The sequence below is a fragment of the Burkholderia sp. BCC1988 genome, assembly GCF_905339895.1.
GTDB lineage: Bacteria > Pseudomonadota > Gammaproteobacteria > Burkholderiales > Burkholderiaceae > Burkholderia.
In genome coordinates this window covers 18,831-34,128 of the sequence record NZ_CAJPHA010000005.1, presented here as the reverse complement: position 1 = coordinate 34,128, position 15,298 = coordinate 18,831, and the positions used below count along the sequence as shown (strand labels likewise).

General features: G+C 68.5%; 15 protein-coding genes and 1 pseudogene. 11 read left to right on the top strand and 5 right to left on the bottom strand.

The window, feature by feature from the left end; translation table 11 throughout:
- The first annotated feature begins 15 nt into the window (after positions 1–15).
- Genes U4012_RS08470 through U4012_RS08455 form a run of 4 tightly spaced genes read left to right on the top strand, consistent with a single transcriptional unit; the run spans position 16 to position 3,984 of the window.
- Complete coding sequence (locus tag U4012_RS08470) at positions 16–1,215, top strand: methionine ABC transporter ATP-binding protein (RefSeq protein ID WP_321797696.1); 1,200 nt, start codon at positions 16–18, stop codon at positions 1,213–1,215.
- On the top strand, positions 1,208–1,864 hold the full coding sequence (locus U4012_RS08465) for a methionine ABC transporter permease (protein WP_044845749.1): 657 nt from the start codon (positions 1,208–1,210) through the stop codon (positions 1,862–1,864). The genes U4012_RS08470 and U4012_RS08465 overlap by 8 nt, the downstream gene beginning before the upstream one ends.
- A gap of 54 nt (positions 1,865–1,918) precedes the next feature.
- Complete coding sequence (locus tag U4012_RS08460; RefSeq protein ID WP_124530210.1) at positions 1,919–2,776, top strand: hypothetical protein; 858 nt, start codon at positions 1,919–1,921, stop codon at positions 2,774–2,776.
- Entirely contained in the window at positions 2,773–3,984 is a 1,212-nt protein-coding gene (locus tag U4012_RS08455; protein WP_321797693.1) for an acyl-CoA dehydrogenase family protein, read from the top strand. Before U4012_RS08460 ends, U4012_RS08455 begins: the two co-directional genes overlap by 4 nt.
- Positions 3,985–4,150: 166 nt before the next feature.
- Here the strand turns inward: U4012_RS08455 and U4012_RS08450 are convergent, their stop codons facing one another.
- Together U4012_RS08450 and U4012_RS08445 are read right to left on the bottom strand one after the other, a co-directional pair.
- Positions 4,151–5,179: a hypothetical protein gene (locus U4012_RS08450; RefSeq protein WP_321797691.1), complete on the bottom strand. Its 1,029-nt coding sequence runs from the start codon at positions 5,177–5,179 to the stop codon at positions 4,151–4,153.
- A gap of 206 nt (positions 5,180–5,385) precedes the next feature.
- Positions 5,386–5,850 carry an Lrp/AsnC family transcriptional regulator gene (locus U4012_RS08445; protein WP_044845745.1) on the bottom strand — a complete coding sequence of 155 codons (465 nt, stop codon included), beginning with the start codon at positions 5,848–5,850 and terminating at the stop codon, positions 5,386–5,388.
- A 174-nt stretch (positions 5,851–6,024) separates the two neighbouring features.
- Here U4012_RS08445 and U4012_RS08440 point away from each other — a divergent pair, with 174 nt between their 5' ends.
- The gene (locus U4012_RS08440; RefSeq protein WP_321797689.1) at positions 6,025–6,651 is read left to right on the top strand and encodes a LysE family translocator; all 627 of its coding nucleotides are present in this window, start codon (positions 6,025–6,027) and stop codon (positions 6,649–6,651) included.
- 6 nt (positions 6,652–6,657) lie between these two features.
- Here the strand turns inward: U4012_RS08440 and U4012_RS08435 are convergent, their stop codons facing one another.
- Positions 6,658–7,506, bottom strand: coding sequence for a helix-turn-helix domain-containing protein (locus tag U4012_RS08435; protein ID WP_257772837.1), 849 nt, complete (start codon positions 7,504–7,506; stop codon positions 6,658–6,660).
- A gap of 132 nt (positions 7,507–7,638) precedes the next feature.
- A pseudogene (locus tag U4012_RS08430) lies at positions 7,639–7,850 on the bottom strand (MFS transporter); the annotation flags it as partial.
- A gap of 278 nt (positions 7,851–8,128) precedes the next feature.
- Between U4012_RS08430 and U4012_RS08425 the strand changes: the two are divergent.
- Complete coding sequence (locus U4012_RS08425) at positions 8,129–9,706, top strand: aldehyde dehydrogenase (NADP(+)) (RefSeq protein WP_321797685.1); 1,578 nt, start codon at positions 8,129–8,131, stop codon at positions 9,704–9,706.
- A 289-nt stretch (positions 9,707–9,995) separates the two neighbouring features.
- Positions 9,996–10,550 carry a hypothetical protein gene (locus U4012_RS08420; protein WP_321797683.1) on the top strand — a complete coding sequence of 185 codons (555 nt, stop codon included), beginning with the start codon at positions 9,996–9,998 and terminating at the stop codon, positions 10,548–10,550.
- 118 nt (positions 10,551–10,668) lie between these two features.
- On the opposite strand, the gene kdgD is transcribed toward U4012_RS08420, so the two are convergent.
- The gene (gene kdgD, locus U4012_RS08415; RefSeq protein ID WP_044845740.1) at positions 10,669–11,583 is read right to left on the bottom strand and encodes a 5-dehydro-4-deoxyglucarate dehydratase; all 915 of its coding nucleotides are present in this window, start codon (positions 11,581–11,583) and stop codon (positions 10,669–10,671) included.
- Positions 11,584–11,816: 233 nt separating this feature from the next.
- Between kdgD and garD the strand changes: the two genes are divergently transcribed.
- The 4 genes from garD to U4012_RS08395 all read left to right on the top strand — a co-directional run bounded on the left by garD (position 11,817) and on the right by U4012_RS08395 (position 15,185).
- Positions 11,817–13,370: a galactarate dehydratase gene (gene garD, locus U4012_RS08410; RefSeq protein ID WP_044845739.1), complete on the top strand. Its 1,554-nt coding sequence runs from the start codon at positions 11,817–11,819 to the stop codon at positions 13,368–13,370.
- Positions 13,371–13,594: 224 nt separating this feature from the next.
- Positions 13,595–13,987: a nuclear transport factor 2 family protein gene (locus tag U4012_RS08405; protein ID WP_321797680.1), complete on the top strand. Its 393-nt coding sequence runs from the start codon at positions 13,595–13,597 to the stop codon at positions 13,985–13,987.
- Between the two features lie 79 nt (positions 13,988–14,066).
- Complete coding sequence (locus tag U4012_RS08400) at positions 14,067–14,522, top strand: RbsD/FucU family protein (RefSeq protein WP_321797678.1); 456 nt, start codon at positions 14,067–14,069, stop codon at positions 14,520–14,522.
- A gap of 225 nt (positions 14,523–14,747) precedes the next feature.
- Positions 14,748–15,185 (top strand): DoxX family protein, encoded by a 438-nt coding sequence (locus tag U4012_RS08395; RefSeq protein WP_044845736.1) that lies wholly within the window; start codon positions 14,748–14,750, stop codon positions 15,183–15,185.
- Positions 15,186–15,298 lie beyond the last annotated feature (113 nt).

The following is a 15,298-nucleotide window of genomic DNA, read 5'->3' as shown; positions in this document are numbered from 1 at the left end:
TGACGGAGCGAAGCGATGACGCAATTGTTCGATACGCTGGGTTTCATCGAGGCATCGGCCGTGCGGGCCGGTGCGGGTGCGGACGTGCATGACGCGCATGATTCGCGTAACGCGGCGGCCGCGCGGGCCGACGGTGCCGCCGCCGTGTCGTTCGCACACGTCGGCAAGGTGTTCGCGACGCCGCGCGGCCAGGCCGCCGCGCTGCGCGACGTGACGCTCGACGTGCGGCGCGGCGAGGTGTTCGGCATCATCGGCCGCAGCGGTGCCGGCAAGTCGACGCTGCTGCGGCTCGTGAACGGCCTCGAACGTCCGAGTTCGGGCAGCGTGCGCGTGCAGGGCGTCGACGTCGGCGCGCTCGACGAGGACGGGCTCGTCGCGCTGCGGCGTCGCACCGGCATGGTGTTCCAGCATTTCAACCTGCTGTCGGCGAAGACGGTGTTCGAGAACGTCGCGCTGCCGCTGAAGATCGCCGGCGTGCCGAAGGCCGAGCGCACGCGCAAGGCCGAGGCGCTGCTCGATCTCGTCGGGCTGGCCGCGAAACGCGACGCGTATCCGGCGAGCCTGTCGGGCGGCCAGAAGCAGCGCGTCGGCATCGCGCGGGCGCTGGTGCACGACCCGGAGGTGCTGCTGTGCGACGAGGCGACGTCGGCGCTCGATCCCGAGACGACGCAATCGATCCTCGCGCTGCTCGCCGACATCAACCGCCGCCTCGGACTGACGATCGTGCTGATCACGCACGAGATGGAAGTGATCCGCGCGGTATGCGACACGGTCGCGGTGATCGAGCAGGGCGAGGTCGTCGAAACGGGCCCGGTGTGGCGCGTGTTCGGCGATCCGCGCCACGGCGCGACGCGCGCCCTGCTCAGCACGCTCGTGCACGACCTGCCGGCCGAACTCGCCGCGCGCGTGCAGCCGTTGCCCGAGCTGGCCGCGCTGCCCGACGGCGCGCAAGTCGTGCTGGACGTCCGTTATACGGGCGAAAGCGGCGGCGAGCCGGACGTCGGCGCGCTCGCGGCGGCGCTCGGCGGCTCGGTGCGCTTCCTGCACGGCGGGATCGAGCGCATTCAGGGGCATGCGCAAGGGCGCCTCGTGATCGCGGCGTCGCCGCGCGCGGACGACGCCGGCCACCCGCCGGCACGCGGCGGCGCGGTCGCCGCGTTGCTCGAGCGCGCGCGCCGCCACGCGAATCATGCGGAGGTGCTCGGCTATGTTTGAACTCTGGTGGCCCGAACTGCTCGACGCGATCCGCGACACGCTGTCGATGGTCGCCGCGTCGGCCGCGATCGCCGCGCTGATCGGCATCCCGCTCGCGGTGATCCTGGTGACGACCGCGCCCGGCGGCATTTACGCGCGGCGCGGCCTGAACGCGGTGCTCGGCGCGCTCGTCAACGTGTTCCGCTCGACACCGTTCATCATCCTGCTCGTCGCACTGCTGCCGTTCACGCGCGTGCTGATCGGCACGACGATCGGCGTGTGGGCGGCCGTCGTGCCGCTGTCGATCGCGGCGATTCCATTCTTCGCGCGGATTGCGGAAGTGAGCCTGCGCGAAGTCGATCGCGGGCTGATCGAGGCGGCGCTCGCGATGGGCGCGAAACGCCGCCACATCGTGTGGCACGTGCTGTTGCCGGAGGCGTTGCCCGGCATGCTCGGCGGTTTCACGATCACCGTCGTCGCGCTGATCGGCTCGACCGCGATGGCGGGCGCAGTCGGCGCGGGTGGGCTCGGCGATCTCGCGATCCGCTATGGCTATCAGCGTTTCGACACCACGGTCATGGTGACCGTGATCGTGATCCTGATCGCACTCGTTTCGGCCGTGCAAATCACGGGCGACCGCCTGGTCCGACGCGTGACCCGGCGTACCTGAGCGGCGCCACGAGCGCCGGCTCTTTTCATTGAAGACCCTGAGAGAACGATACCCATGACCTTGCCCATCGGCGCGCCGCGCGAATGGAACGGACAATTCGAGGAAGCCCTGTTTCTGGACGTCGCACGACGCCATCGCCCCGGCTTCCCTGACAAACTGGCGACGCCGCCGCGCGAGCCGCACGGCGCGGACGAGCTCGCCGCCGTCGCCGACTACTACACGAAGATGGCGTCGCACGACCTGTTCATCGTGCAGGTCGTCGCGAAGGCGATCGACACGCTGTTTCGCGATGACCCGCATTTCCAGCTGATCCTGTCGCGCCAGCTCGGCGACGACGGCGCGCACGCGGTGATCGGGCGCGAGCGCGTGACCGAACTGACGGGCCGCGATCCGCTGCCGGAGGTCGAGCGGCTCGTCGCCGCGCACTGGGAACGCATCGGCGACATCGCGGTACGCGACGTCGCGGGCTTTCTCGCGTTCGAATGGCATTACGAGCTGCACATCCTCGCGAAGCTGTGGATCCAGCGCAAGACCGGCCGCATCGCCGACGGCGCGATGCGCGAGCACGGCGAGAACCGGATCCGTCCGGACGAGGAGTGGCATCGCGTGCAGATCGTCCAGTGGTGGTTCGACACGTTGAACGCGCTGCCGCCCGCCGAGCGCGACGCGCTGGTCGACCGCGTGATCGCGGCCGACGAGGAAACCCAGGCGCGGCTCGACGGTTATCTGCATGACGAATACGCGCACACCGCGCACGTGTTCGGTGCGGATATCGCCGAATACCGCGCGATCTACGACGACTGGCGGCGCGAGATCCTGTCGCGGCTGACCGGCCGCCGGCTCGGCGCGCTGGTGCCGTTGTCGGGCGAAATCGTTGCGCACGAAACCGTTGCACAGGAAGCCGTCGCATGAACGATCCCCGCGGCCCGGCGACGCTGGCGCCGGAAACCGACGCACGCGCGCTCGACGCCGATGCGCTGGCGCGTGCGATCGACGCGCTGCGTGCGACGGCTGCCGAGCGCGACCGCGCGGGCGGTCACGCGGCCGACGAAAAGCAGCGGCTCGCCGACGCGGGCCTGCTGACGCTCGCGGTGCCGCGCGAATTCGGCGGACAGGAAGCCGAGTGGCCGGCGATCTACGACACGATCCGGCGGATCGCGCGCGTCGACAGCGCGCTCGCGCATCTGGTCGGGTTCCAGATCCTGCAGGTGGTGAGCGTCGACGTGTGGGGCAGCGCGGCGCAGCGCGAACGCTATCTGCGCGGCACGGTCGAGCATCGCTGGTGGTGGGGCAATGCGGTCAACCCGCTCGACACGCGGCTCGCGGCGACCGCGACGCCGGACGGCGGCTACCGGCTCGACGGCGTGAAGGGCTTCTGTTCGGGCACGCGCGGCTCGCAGCGGATGACCGTGTCCGCGCACGATCCGGAAACGGGCCGCGCCGTGTTCGGCGTGGTGCCGACCGATCGTGACGGGATCACGGTCAACGAGGACTGGGATCCGATCGGCCAGCGCCAGACCGACAGCGGCAGCGTGCGCTTCGACGGCGTGACGCTCGCGCCGGACGAGGTGCTGCACCGCTCCGAGACGCCGCCGACGCCGCGCGCGACGCTGCGCACGCTGGTATCGCAGCTCGTGCTGACGAACCTGTTCGTCGGGCTCGCGGAAGGCGCGCTGGCAGAGGCGCGCGACTACGTGCTGAAGCACGGCCGGCCGTGGATCAACGCGGGTGTCGCGCAGGCGAGCGACGATCCCTATACGCTGCAGCGCTTCGGCGACATGCGCGTGCAGGCGGTCGCGGCGGCGGCGCTCGCCGACCGCGCGGCCGTCGCGTTGCAGCGCGCATGGTCGCGGCGCGAAGCGCTGACGGCCGACGAACGGGCCGAGGTGGCACTCGCGGTGTCGGATGCGAAGATCGTCGCGCAGCGCGCGGCGCTCGAGAACGGCGAGGCGCTGTTCGACGCGTGCGGCGCACGTGCGACGGCCGCGTCGCACGGCCTCGACCGCTTCTGGCGCAACGCGCGCACGCATACGCTGCACGATCCGCTCGACTATCGGCTGCGCGACGTCGGCCGGTTCGCGCTGACGGGGGAATTGCCGCAGGCGTCGCTTTATACGTAGCGTCGGCAAACCGTCCGGCGTCGCCATGCCGCTCGGTGTGGCTTGCCTGCGATAGCCGACGCCCGCGCCCGAGTCCTTGCGGGACTTCGGGATTTCTTCGCGAACCGTGCAATCACGATCGCGCTGCGCTCGCACTCGGCCGCCGGCCGGTCATGGCGCAGCGCATTCAGTCGGTACGACCCGGGAAGATCGCGTAAACCTTCCCCGAAGGCGCCTGTACGACCGACGCACCATCGGCGATCGGTCCCGTGTTCTTGTCGACCGCGTGCTGGCGCCCGGGTGTCCTGAAGCGCCACGCACCGGGGTAGTCTTCGCGCAGCCCGCGCACGCCGAACGTGACTTCGGTGCCGGCCGGGTAGGCGATGTTGCCGACGCTCGCCGCACGCGCCAGCGTCGCGTAGTCGAACGCGAGAACGGTGCGTTCCCGATCGAGTCGCAGTTCGGCGTGACGCAGCGGTAGCGATGACAATTCGAACACGTCGTCTTCCGCGACCCTGATCTCCCAATAGTCGTTGTCGCGCATGCCGTCCCCATAGGTGGTGGTGCTTCTCATGACGCGCGACCCGGCGGGTACGACACCGCCGGCCACGCGATTGCCGTCGGCCAGGTGGCATGACCAGAGCGTCCTGGTCCGCGCATCGTTGCGCAGCACGATCTTCAGCGGCGCTTTCGAACCGCAGGTCCAACCATCGATCGTCCGGGGCCCGGTGGTGGTGAGCGTCAGTGCGGTGAGGGTGGCGAGGTCCCGGTCGTTGCGCGGCGCTTCATCGTCGAATTCCGTCCCGACCGTCAGCGCGACGGCCGCAATGCCGTAGACATCGACCGCATGCGGAAACTCGGCTTTCTCGATCGAGTTCATGTCGCCGGCAGTCGAGAGCGACAGCCGCGTGCCGGGCGGCATGTCGATGCCCAGCAGACGCTCGCTCTTCACGAGCGCGGGATGCTTCGCGGCCTCTTCCTTTCTGATGTTCGCCTCGGCCTGCAGCCCGATCGCCACCATCGCGACGACGAAGCTGCTCGTCACGCACAGGGCGGCGAAGATGGCGGTGGAGCGTCGCCGATATGCACGAAACGATCGCCGTACAGGCGGAAACAGCACCAGCGCAACGATCCAGAGCACGACTGAGACGGCCGCCAGAAACGAAATGCCGAGAACGATGAAGAAGGTGCCGGAGAAAATCGGAGCGGGAATCATGAGACAGGCGAACGACCGAGCGGAATCATTGTTGGAATGGCCGCGGTAGACCGGGGCGTGCCGGCATCGTCAAGTGAAGGGTGCCGCCGCCGGCGTGGCCCGGGTGGCGAACGACATTTCAGGATCTTGTACGAACGGACGTCATTGTAGTGTTCTGGCGCCTGATCCGAAGACAGCGGTGCGCACACCGTTGTCTTTTCGCCTGCCTAGATCGGCAGACGCACCGTCTGCTTGATGCGCTTCAGCGGAATCTCGGTTTCGACGTTGCGTACGCCTTCGATCTGCGTGAGCGTCTCCATCTGAAAGCGCTGATAGTCGTCGAGATCCTTCGCGATGACGCGCAGCAGATAGTCGTAGCTGCCGGCCATCAGATGGCATTCGAGCACTTCCGGCGCCTGCTCCATCTCGCGCGCGAAGCGCTCGACGGTCGTCTTGTCCTGGCGTTCCAGCGTGACGCGCACGAAGGCCGTGAACCGCAGCTCGACGGCCGCCGGGTTCAGCAGGGCGACGTACGCGTCGATCACGCCCTGTTCCTCCAGCAGGTGAACGCGGCGCAGGCAGGGCGTGGGCGAGAGGCCGGCCTGCTGCGCGAGTTCGGCGTTCGTCTGGTTCGAGTTCCGTTGCAGCGCACGCAGAATGCGCCGATCGATGGCATCCAGCTTGATTGGCATTTTTGACTACCGATGAAGTCGATATTGGAGAATAACGCCAAATCATGCCTCGAAAGTAGCCGGCTTCGCAGCCATTCTCCACGGCAAGTTGCCGATAATCCGATGACTGCCCGGCTCATCGGACGCGCGCGATTCCCGCCCGTCCCGGCTGGCGCCGCTTTCAGGAGAGTTCCGATGCCGCACGTAGCCTGGTTGCCGTTCATGGCCACTTCCCTTCTGATCATTCTGACGCCGGGCCAGGACATGGTGCTCGTGATGTCGCGCACGTTATCCGGCGGCACGCGGGCGGGCCTCGTGACCGCGGCGGGCGTCAGCGTCGGGCTGCTCGTGCATACGATGCTCGCGACGCTCGGGCTGGGTGCGCTTCTTCAGGGATCCGAATGGCTGTTCACTGCATTGAAGATGATCGGCGCGCTGTATCTGCTGTACCTCGGCATCACGCTGCTGCGGTCGTCGGGCGAGCTGACGCTCGCGAGCGGTCGCGACGCGCCGGCGTCCGGGTTGCGCACGTTCGCGCAAGGCACGCTGTCCAACGTGTCGAATCCGAAGGTCGCGCTGTTTTATCTCGCGTTCCTGCCGCAGTTCGTCCCCGCGGGCGCCGCGCATCCGATGCTGTCGCTGTTCGTGCTCGGCACGACGTTTGCCGGCCTGACGTTTCTCGTCAAGGGGCCGGTCGCGCTGTTCGCCGGCCTGCTGTCGACGTCGATCCGGCGCAATCCGCGCATCCTGACCCGCATGCACCGGGTGAGCGGCGCGGTCCTGCTCGGGCTGGGCGTGAAGCTGGCGTTCGAGCGTCGTTGACGATGCTCACTGCGCCGGCAACGCGTCCGCCAGCGCGCGCATCGCGTCCGCCGTCTCCGGATTCGCCGGGAAAAACGCCTCGATCGCGAGCTCCGACAGCGTGACGTCGACCGGCGTGCCGAACACCGTCGTCGTGCTGAAGAACGTCAGTTCGCCGGCTGCCGTGCGCAGCCGCAGCGGCACCGCGATGTCCGCGTAGTCGGCGCGTGCCTGCGTGTCGGCGGGCTGGCCGGCCGGTGCCGGATAGGTCGCGAGTTCGTCGCGCAGCGCATGCAGCGTGCGGTCGCCGCTCGCGTCGATCTGCCGTTGCAGCCGGTGCAGGATATGCGCGCGCCACTCGTGCCAGTTGACGATCTGCGGCGCGAGGCCGTCAGGATGCAGGCTCAGCCGCAGCACGTTGACGGGTGGCCGCAGGAGTGCCGGATCGGCCTGCGCGACCAGCGCGCCGAGCATCCGGTTCGCGGCGAGCAGCGTCCAGTGGCGATCCACGGCGAGTGCCGGGTAGGGCTCGTGGCCGCGCAGCACGGCTTCGACCGCCTGGCGCGCCGCATCGAGCTGCGGATCGGAGAACGGCCGCTCGCGAAACAGCGGCGCATAGCCGGCCGCGACGAGCAGCGCATTGCGCTCGCGCAGCGGCACGTCGAGGCGCTCGGCGAGATGCAGCACCATCTCCCGGCTCGGCTGCGCACGCCCCGATTCGACGAAGCTCAGGTGCCGCGCGGACACCTCGGCCTCCAGCGCGAGCGCCATCTGGCTCAGGCGGCGGCGTTGACGCCAGGTGCGCAGCAGCGAGCCGATGCCAGACGCGCGGCCGGCGGACGGGGGCAGCGATTGGAGGGTGGCGGTCGAGTTCATGACGAAGATGATAGGCAATCCCGCGCGCGCCGGGCATTACCTGCGAGGTAAGCATTCCGGATCGGTGTGCCGCGCCGATGCTGCCCGCTGCCTGCGCCCGATGGGCAACTCGATCGACGAATCGGGGAACCGGCCGCTCGGCAGTTGCGCGAGCACGTACGCCCGGCTGAGCGCCGGGAAGATCCGGCCCGTCGTCACCGGATCATGCCGAACGCCTTGCGGATCGGCATGCCGGTGACCGACGGCGTCGCGCGGTCCGCATCGTTGAGCGTCGTGACGACGGACAGCGGCGCCCGGATCCAGTAGCGCACGGCGGTGCGGCGCGCGCTGGCGGCGAGTTTGATCGGAAGATCTCTAGAGGTGCGCCGATTGCGTGCTTAATATATGTCGTCGTATGACATGGGCCAAAAATTACCTGCAACGAAGGCGCGCGGACACCTCGGGTTTTCCCTTCGGACGGCAGCGGGAGAGGCAAGAATTTCCTGCTTGTGCCGAATGGATAAGGGTTTGTGGCCTGCGGTCGAGTAACTGTGGAGCGACGGGAATATCGCCATGTCGTCAGCAGACATCATATCTGTTGGGCTACAATGAGCGAACCATTCCCGAACCACGGAGCACACCCATGCAACTGACTGGAGAGATGCTGATCGGCGCCGACGCGGTGGCCGGCTCGGCCGGTACCCTGCGCGCGTTCGACCCGACGAAGGGCGTGCCGATCGATGCGCCGGCCTTCGGCGTCGCGACGCAGGCCGATGTCGAGCGCGCATGCGCACTCGCGCGCGACGCCTTCGACGCGTATCGCACGCAGCCGCTCGCGGCCCGCGCGGCGTTTCTCGAGGCGATCGCCGACGAAATCGTCGCGCTCGGCGACGCGCTGATCGAACGCGCGCACGCCGAAACGGGCCTGCCCGTCGCGCGGCTGCAGGGCGAGCGCGGCCGCACCGTCGGCCAGCTCCGGCTGTTCGCGCGCGTCGTGCGCGACGGGCGCTTCCTCGCCGCGTCGATCGACCCCGCGCAGCCCGCGCGCACGCCGCTGCCGCGCTCGGACCTGCGGCTGCAGAAGGTCGGGCTCGGGCCCGTCGCCGTGTTCGGCGCGAGCAACTTCCCGCTCGCGTTCTCGGTGGCCGGCGGCGATACCGCGTCGGCACTCGCGGCCGGCTGCCCGGTGATCGTGAAGGCCCATGAGGCGCACCTCGGCACGTCCGAGCTGGTCGGCCGCGCGATCCGCGCGGCGGTCGCGAAATGCGGGATGCCGGCCGGCGTGTTCTCGCTGCTGATCGGCCCCGGCCGCGTGATCGGCGCGGCGCTCGTCAGCCATCCGGCGATCCAGGCCGTCGGCTTCACCGGGTCGCGGCAGGGCGGCATGGCGCTCGTGCAGCTCGCGAACGCGCGCCCGCAACCGATTCCCGTCTATGCGGAAATGAGCAGCATCAACCCGGTCGTGCTGTTTCCGGCCGCGCTGGCCGCGCGCGGCGACGCGATCGCGACCGGCTTCGTCGATTCGCTGACGCTCGGCACCGGCCAGTTCTGCACGAACCCGGGTCTCGTGCTGGCGGTCGACGGCCCCGATCTCGATCGCTTCGAGTCCGTCGCCGCACAGGCGCTCGCGAAGAAGCCGGCCGGCGTGATGCTGACGCGCGGCATCGCCGACGCGTATCGCAACGGCCGCGGCAAGGTGGCCGAACTGCCGGGCGTGCGCGAAATCGGCGTGGGCGAGGCGGCGCAGACCGAATGCCAGGCAGGCGGCGCGCTGTACGAAGTCGCCGCGCAGGCGTTCCTGGCCGAGCCGGCGTTCGGCCACGAGGTGTTCGGGCCGGCGTCGCTGATCGTGCGCTGCCGCGATCTCGACGAAGTCGCGCGCGTGCTCGACGCACTCGAGGGCCAGCTGACGGCCACGCTGCAACTGGACGCCGACGACAAGCCGCTCGCGCGCCGCCTGCTGCCGATCCTCGAACGCAAGGCCGGGCGCCTGCTCGTCAACGGCTACCCGACCGGCGTCGAGGTGTGCGATGCGATGGTCCACGGCGGGCCGTTCCCGGCGACGTCGAACCCGGCCGTCACGTCGGTCGGCGCGACCGCGATCGACCGTTTCCTGCGGCCCGTGTGCTATCAGGACTTCCCGGACGACCTGCTGCCCGAAGGGCTGCAGGAAAGCAATCCGCTCGACATTCCGCGGCTGCGGGACGGGAAGGCGGAGTGATGGCGCAGGACGACTGAAGGCCGCGTCCCGGGAGGGACGCGTTCCGGCAAGGTTGAAACAAGGCGGCGCACGGTGCCCACGGGTACCCCGCCGCCTTTTTGATGGAGGGCCGGTTTTGCTCGATTAGAGAGCGGGGGGCATCGAATGATGCTTCTCATGATGCGCCGCCTTGACGAGATGGATGGCGGTTTCCACGCCGCCGGAATTTCTCCTACATTAGCGAGGCCTCGGACCCGCCGGTCCGCAGGCGAGCCTGAGAGACCGACAAAAACCAACAAGGAGCCCTCCGATGAATATCAGCAAGCGTGGCGACCACCTGTTCGCGGCCGGATTGTGGAAAGCGATCGGCGACGTCGCGAAATCGGTGCGCACCCAGATCGGCGAGACCAGCGAAGGGCGCGTACTCGCCAATGCGCTGTTCGAATTGCAGCGCGACCTGGGCGGCAGTGAATTCGACGTGACGATCAATCAGGGGCGGCCCGTCACCGGCTCCGATCCGCATTCGCTCGGGTTCGGCCAGGCCGTCAAGCGGTTCCGGCTGGACATGGAGGCGCTGGTGTTTGCGCTGAAGCATCGCCGCAGCATCGACGAACGCGATCCGGGCCTGCGCACCGAGGCGCTGATGCAGGCCAACAGCCAGCTCGCGACCGCGAAACAGTATGCGACGCTCACGCTCGGCCGGTTTTTCGATGCGGTCGTGGATCCCGACGTGCTGGATCAGATTCTCGCCGACGATCCGAACACGCGCTTCCGGCGATCGGCGGCCGGCACCGATATCGCCGCGACCCGGCTCAGGCTCGGCAGCCTGCGCTACCGGATCGTCGGGACCATCGCACAGATGTAATGAAAACGGCCGGCCCGCGAAGCACGGGGCGGCCGTCGAAAGGGAGGCGCCTGGCGGAACCGCCGGTCCCGCGCGGGCCGGCACGCACCGGATCGCGTGCCGTTGGTCAGCCCGCCGCTTACTGCGGGCCCATCTTCTTGATCAGCACGTCGAGTTCGGCCATTTCGGCGTCGGTGAGGTCGACGAGCGGCGCGCGCACCGGGCCGGCGTCGTGGCCGACGAGCTTCGCGCCCGCCTTCACGATGCTGACCGCGTAGCCCGCGCGACGGTTGCGGATCTTCAGGTACGGCAGGAAGAACTCGTCGAGCAGGCGGCCGACCGTTGCGTGGTCGTCTTTCGCGATCGCTTCGTAGAATGCCATCGCCGTCTTCGGGATGAAGTTGAACACGGCCGACGAGTACACCGGCACGCCGAGCGCCTTGTACGCGGCCGCGTAGACTTCGGCTGTCGGCAGGCCGCCGAGGTACGCGAAGCGGTCGCCGAGGCGGCGGCGGATGGTGACCATGCTCTCGATTTCGCCGACGCCGTCCTTGAAGCCGATCAGGTTCGGGCAACGATCGGCGAGGCGCTCGAGCATGTCGGCATTCAGCTTCGAATTCGCGCGGTTGTACACCACGACGCCGATCTTCAGCGCGCGGCACACCTGCTCGACGTGCTCGGCGATGCCTTCCTGGCTGGCTTCGGTCAGGTAGTGCGGCATCAGCAGCACGCCGCTCGCGCCGAGGCGCTCGGCCTCCTGCGCGTATTCGATCGCGACGCGCGTCGCACCGCCGGCGCCGGCCAGGATCGGCACCTTGCCCTTGCAGGTTTCCGTCGCGACGCGGATCACGTCCGAATACTCGCGCTGCGTGAGCGAGAAGAATTCACCGGTGCCGCCGGCCGCGAACAGGGCGGTCGCGCCATACGGCGCCAGCCATTCCAGACGCTCGGCATAGGTGGCCGGGCGGAAGCTGCCGTCCGCGTCGAAATCCGTCAGCGGAAACGACAGCAGGCCGTGGGAGATGATCTGTTTGAGTTCTTGCGGTGAAGTCATGGTTGGGTCGTCCGTCCAGCGCGAGTGCTGATGGGTTCGTCGGGTACGGCATCCGGGCCATATTGGCGATGTCGTTGTATGTCATCGTACAACGCGGAAAAGCGCGGCGCAAGCGGTTTGCCGGCCGGCGAGAGATAGGGTCTTTCCGGATAAGGGTTTACGCAGCATCGCGGCTTGGTGTTGAATGTCATATGATGACTAACGATTTGACCGGTAGCCTCCCAGGAATTCCGATGACTGCTTCCCCGCTTTATATCCGCGTGCATCCGGACGACAACGTCGCGATCGTCGTCAACGACGGCGGCCTGCCCGAGGGCGCGACGTTCGCCGACGGCCTGACGCTGCGCGAAGGCGTGCCGCAAGGGCACAAGGTCGCGCTGGTCGACCTCGCGGCCGGCGATCCGATCGTCCGCTACAACGTCGTGATCGGCTACGCGCTCGCCGAGCTGCGCCGCGGCAGCTGGGTCAACGAGCGCACGATGCGCATGCCCGAGCCGCCGGGGCTCGACGACCTGCCGCTCGCCACGCGTGCCGCGCCGCCGCTGGCGCCGCTCGAAGGCTATACGTTCGAGGGCTTCCGCAATGCCGACGGCTCGGTCGGCACGCGCAACATCCTCGCGATCACGACGACCGTGCAATGCGTGTCGGGCGTCGTCGAGCATGCGGTGAAGCGGATCAAGGACGAACTGCTGCCGCGTTACCCGAACGTCGACGACGTGGTCGGGCTCGAGCACACATACGGCTGCGGCGTCGCGATCGATGCGCCCGATGCCGACATTCCGATCCGCACGCTGCGCAACATCAGCCTGAATCCGAACTTCGGCGGCGAGGTGATGACGGTGAGCCTCGGCTGCGAGAAGCTGCAGCCCGAGCGCCTGCTGCCGCCGGGCTCGATTCCGGTGGCGGCCGACGGCGCGCCGGACAACGGCGGCGTCGTGTGCCTGCAGGACGCCGCGCACGTCGGCTTCAACTCGATGATCGACTCGATCATGAAGATGGCCGAATCGCATCTCGAGCGGCTGAACCGCCGCCGTCGGGAAACCTGCCCGGCGTCGGATCTCGTCGTCGGCGTGCAGTGCGGCGGCAGCGACGCGTTCTCGGGGCTCACCGCGAACCCGGCGGTCGGTTTCGCGGCCGACCTGCTCGTGCGGGCGGGCGCCACGATCATGTTCTCGGAGGTGACCGAAGTGCGCGACGGCGTCGCGCAGCTCACGTCGCGCGCGGCGAACGAGGACGTCGCCCGCGAGATCATCCGCGAGATGGACTGGTACGACCGCTACCTGCAGCGCGGCCGCGTCGACCGCAGTGCGAACACGACGCCCGGCAACAAGAAGGGCGGCCTGTCGAACATCGTCGAGAAGGCGATGGGCTCGATCGTGAAGTCGGGCAGCGCGCCGATCGCCGGCGTCGTGCGTCCCGGCGACCGGGCGCGGCAGAAGGGGCTGCTGTACGCGGCGACGCCGGCGAGCGACTTCATCTGCGGCACGCTGCAGCTCGCGGCGGGGATGAACCTGCACGTTTTCACGACGGGGCGCGGCACGCCGTACGGCCTCGCGCAGGTGCCGGTGATCAAGGTCGCGACGCGCAGCGATCTCGCGCGCCGCTGGCACGACCTGATGGATCTCGACGCGGGGCAGATCGCGACCGGCGCGGCGTCGATCGAGGACGTGGGCTGGGAACTGTTCCGGCTGATGCTCGACGTCGCGAGCGGCAAGCGTCGCACGTGGGCCGAGCAATGGAAGCTCGCGAATGCGCTGACGCTGTTCAATCCGGCACCGGTGACCTGACGCGCGCCGCGACGGCGGCAGACGATGCGATGCGGGCGCCTTCGGGCGCCCGTTTTTGATGGCGGCGGCGGGTTCGCGGTTCGGCGCATGCATGCTTTCCGCGGCCGGCACGAATTCCTTACCTCGCACGTAATCGACCGCCCACGCGAGGCCGGCGACGATGGTGGCACGCGAACACGAAACGTTTGCGACATCGTCCCCCCATCGACACAAGGAGTCTCGCCATGAACACCGCCCAAATCGCCCAGTCGGCTCACGCCGACCTGATCGACCGCTATTTCGATGCCTGGAACGAGCCCGACGTCGCACGCCGGCGCGCGCTGATCGATGCGACCTACGCGAGCGACGCGGCCTATCGCGATCCGCTGATGGCCGGCGACGGCCATGCGGGCATCGACACGATGATCGCCGCGGTGCAGGAGCGCTTCCCCGCGTATCGCTTTCGCCGCACGACCGACGTCGACGGATTCGGCGAGCACCTGCGCTTCTCGTGGGCGCTCGTGTCGCCCGACGGCGCGGCGGTCGTGAAAGGTTCGGACTTCGGCACCGTCGATGCGTCGGGCCGCCTGAAGTCGGTCACGGGTTTCATCGACGAAATGCCGGCCGCGGCGTCGTGATGCGCGTGACGCATGCCCGGCGGCGGCCGGGATCGGGTAACGTTATGCAATTCGTTCCCGATCCCGGAGCCTTTCCCACATGTTGAAGAATCTCGATCCGCTGTTGCACGCCGACATCCTGCACGCGCTGCGCGCGATGGGGCACGGCGATGAAGTGGTGATCTGCGATGCGAATTTTCCGGCGGAATCCGTCGCCGAGCATACGGTGGCCGGCCGCGCGCTGCGCATCGACGGCGCCGACTCGGCGCGCGTCGCGCGCGCGGTGCTGTCGGTGCTGCCGCTCGACACGTTTGTCGACACACCCGCTTGGCGGATGGAAGTCGTCGGCGATCCGGCCGCGGTGCCGCCCGTGCAGCGCGAAGTGCAGGCCGAGATCGATCGTGCGGAAGGGCGCGCGGTGCCGCTCACGGGCGTCGACCGTTTCGCGTTCTACGAGCGCGCCCAGCAGGCGTATGCGGTGATCGTCACCGGCGAGACGCGCGGCTACGGCTGTTTCATCTTCAAGAAAGGCGTGCTGTTGAGCGACGCCGGTTAGGGCCTGTTCCGTTATTTATCCGCCAGGGCCGAACACCGTGTTTCGCGGTGCCGCCGCGCCTGCATGACCGCCGCGGTGTAAAGATTTGCTACAACCTTTTTCTTGGACACCGCGGAAAGACCCTCTATGCTGGCCCATTTGCCGCCGGCCCGGCAGGGCCGCGCGACCCCGAACCGCACGGGCACGCCTCGTGTGGACGGCCGAATTGCATACGAGGAGAGAGGCATGACGCGTTCCGTCGATTCCGGCGTCATTTTTTTCGCGCGCCTGGCGCTGGCGGCGTTGTTCTTGTGGGGCGGCGTGATGAAGCTGCTCGGCTACAGCGATTTCATCGGCTATCTGCACGGGCTGAACGTGCCCTATCCGCAGGTGACGGGGCCGGTCGTCGTCACGATCGAAGCGCTCGGCGGGCTGCTGCTGATCGTCGGCTACAAGGTGAAGCCGCTCGCGTTGCTGATGGCGTTCTATACGATCGCGACCGCGATGGTCGGACACAATTTCTGGGACGCGACGGACGCCGCGGTCCAGCACGACATGGTGATCCACTTCTGGAAGAACGTCGCGATCGCCGGCGGTTTCCTGCTGCTGTTCGTGACCGGCGCTGGCGGCGCAAGCATCGACGCGCTGCGCCGGCCGAGTTCGTCGTACGGCGCGCTGCGCTGAATCGAACCCGGTTGAACGGCGCGACGCGCGCACGTCGCCCCGCTGAAGCCCAAACAAAAGGGCCGAATCCCGCACGCCGCGGGATTCGGCCCTTTGTTCATCCGGCCGGCGCG

Excerpts from the sequence above, each read along its gene's own strand:
- U4012_RS08470 (WP_321797696.1), top strand. The coding sequence starts at position 16 with ATGACGCAATTGTTCGATACGCTGGGTTTCATCGAGGCATCGGCCGTG.
- U4012_RS08465 (WP_044845749.1), top strand. The coding sequence starts at position 1,208 with ATGTTTGAACTCTGGTGGCCCGAACTGCTCGACGCGATCCGCGACACG.
- U4012_RS08460 (WP_124530210.1), top strand. The coding sequence starts at position 1,919 with ATGACCTTGCCCATCGGCGCGCCGCGCGAATGGAACGGACAATTCGAG.
- U4012_RS08455 (WP_321797693.1), top strand. The coding sequence starts at position 2,773 with ATGAACGATCCCCGCGGCCCGGCGACGCTGGCGCCGGAAACCGACGCA.
- U4012_RS08450 (WP_321797691.1), bottom strand. The coding sequence starts at position 5,179 with ATGATTCCCGCTCCGATTTTCTCCGGCACCTTCTTCATCGTTCTCGGC.
- U4012_RS08445 (WP_044845745.1), bottom strand. The coding sequence starts at position 5,850 with ATGCCAATCAAGCTGGATGCCATCGATCGGCGCATTCTGCGTGCGCTG.
- U4012_RS08440 (WP_321797689.1), top strand. The coding sequence starts at position 6,025 with ATGCCGCACGTAGCCTGGTTGCCGTTCATGGCCACTTCCCTTCTGATC.
- U4012_RS08435 (WP_257772837.1), bottom strand. The coding sequence starts at position 7,506 with ATGAACTCGACCGCCACCCTCCAATCGCTGCCCCCGTCCGCCGGCCGC.
- U4012_RS08425 (WP_321797685.1), top strand. The coding sequence starts at position 8,129 with ATGCAACTGACTGGAGAGATGCTGATCGGCGCCGACGCGGTGGCCGGC.
- U4012_RS08420 (WP_321797683.1), top strand. The coding sequence starts at position 9,996 with ATGAATATCAGCAAGCGTGGCGACCACCTGTTCGCGGCCGGATTGTGG.
- kdgD (WP_044845740.1), bottom strand. The coding sequence starts at position 11,583 with ATGACTTCACCGCAAGAACTCAAACAGATCATCTCCCACGGCCTGCTG.
- garD (WP_044845739.1), top strand. The coding sequence starts at position 11,817 with ATGACTGCTTCCCCGCTTTATATCCGCGTGCATCCGGACGACAACGTC.
- U4012_RS08405 (WP_321797680.1), top strand. The coding sequence starts at position 13,595 with ATGAACACCGCCCAAATCGCCCAGTCGGCTCACGCCGACCTGATCGAC.
- U4012_RS08400 (WP_321797678.1), top strand. The coding sequence starts at position 14,067 with ATGTTGAAGAATCTCGATCCGCTGTTGCACGCCGACATCCTGCACGCG.
- U4012_RS08395 (WP_044845736.1), top strand. The coding sequence starts at position 14,748 with ATGACGCGTTCCGTCGATTCCGGCGTCATTTTTTTCGCGCGCCTGGCG.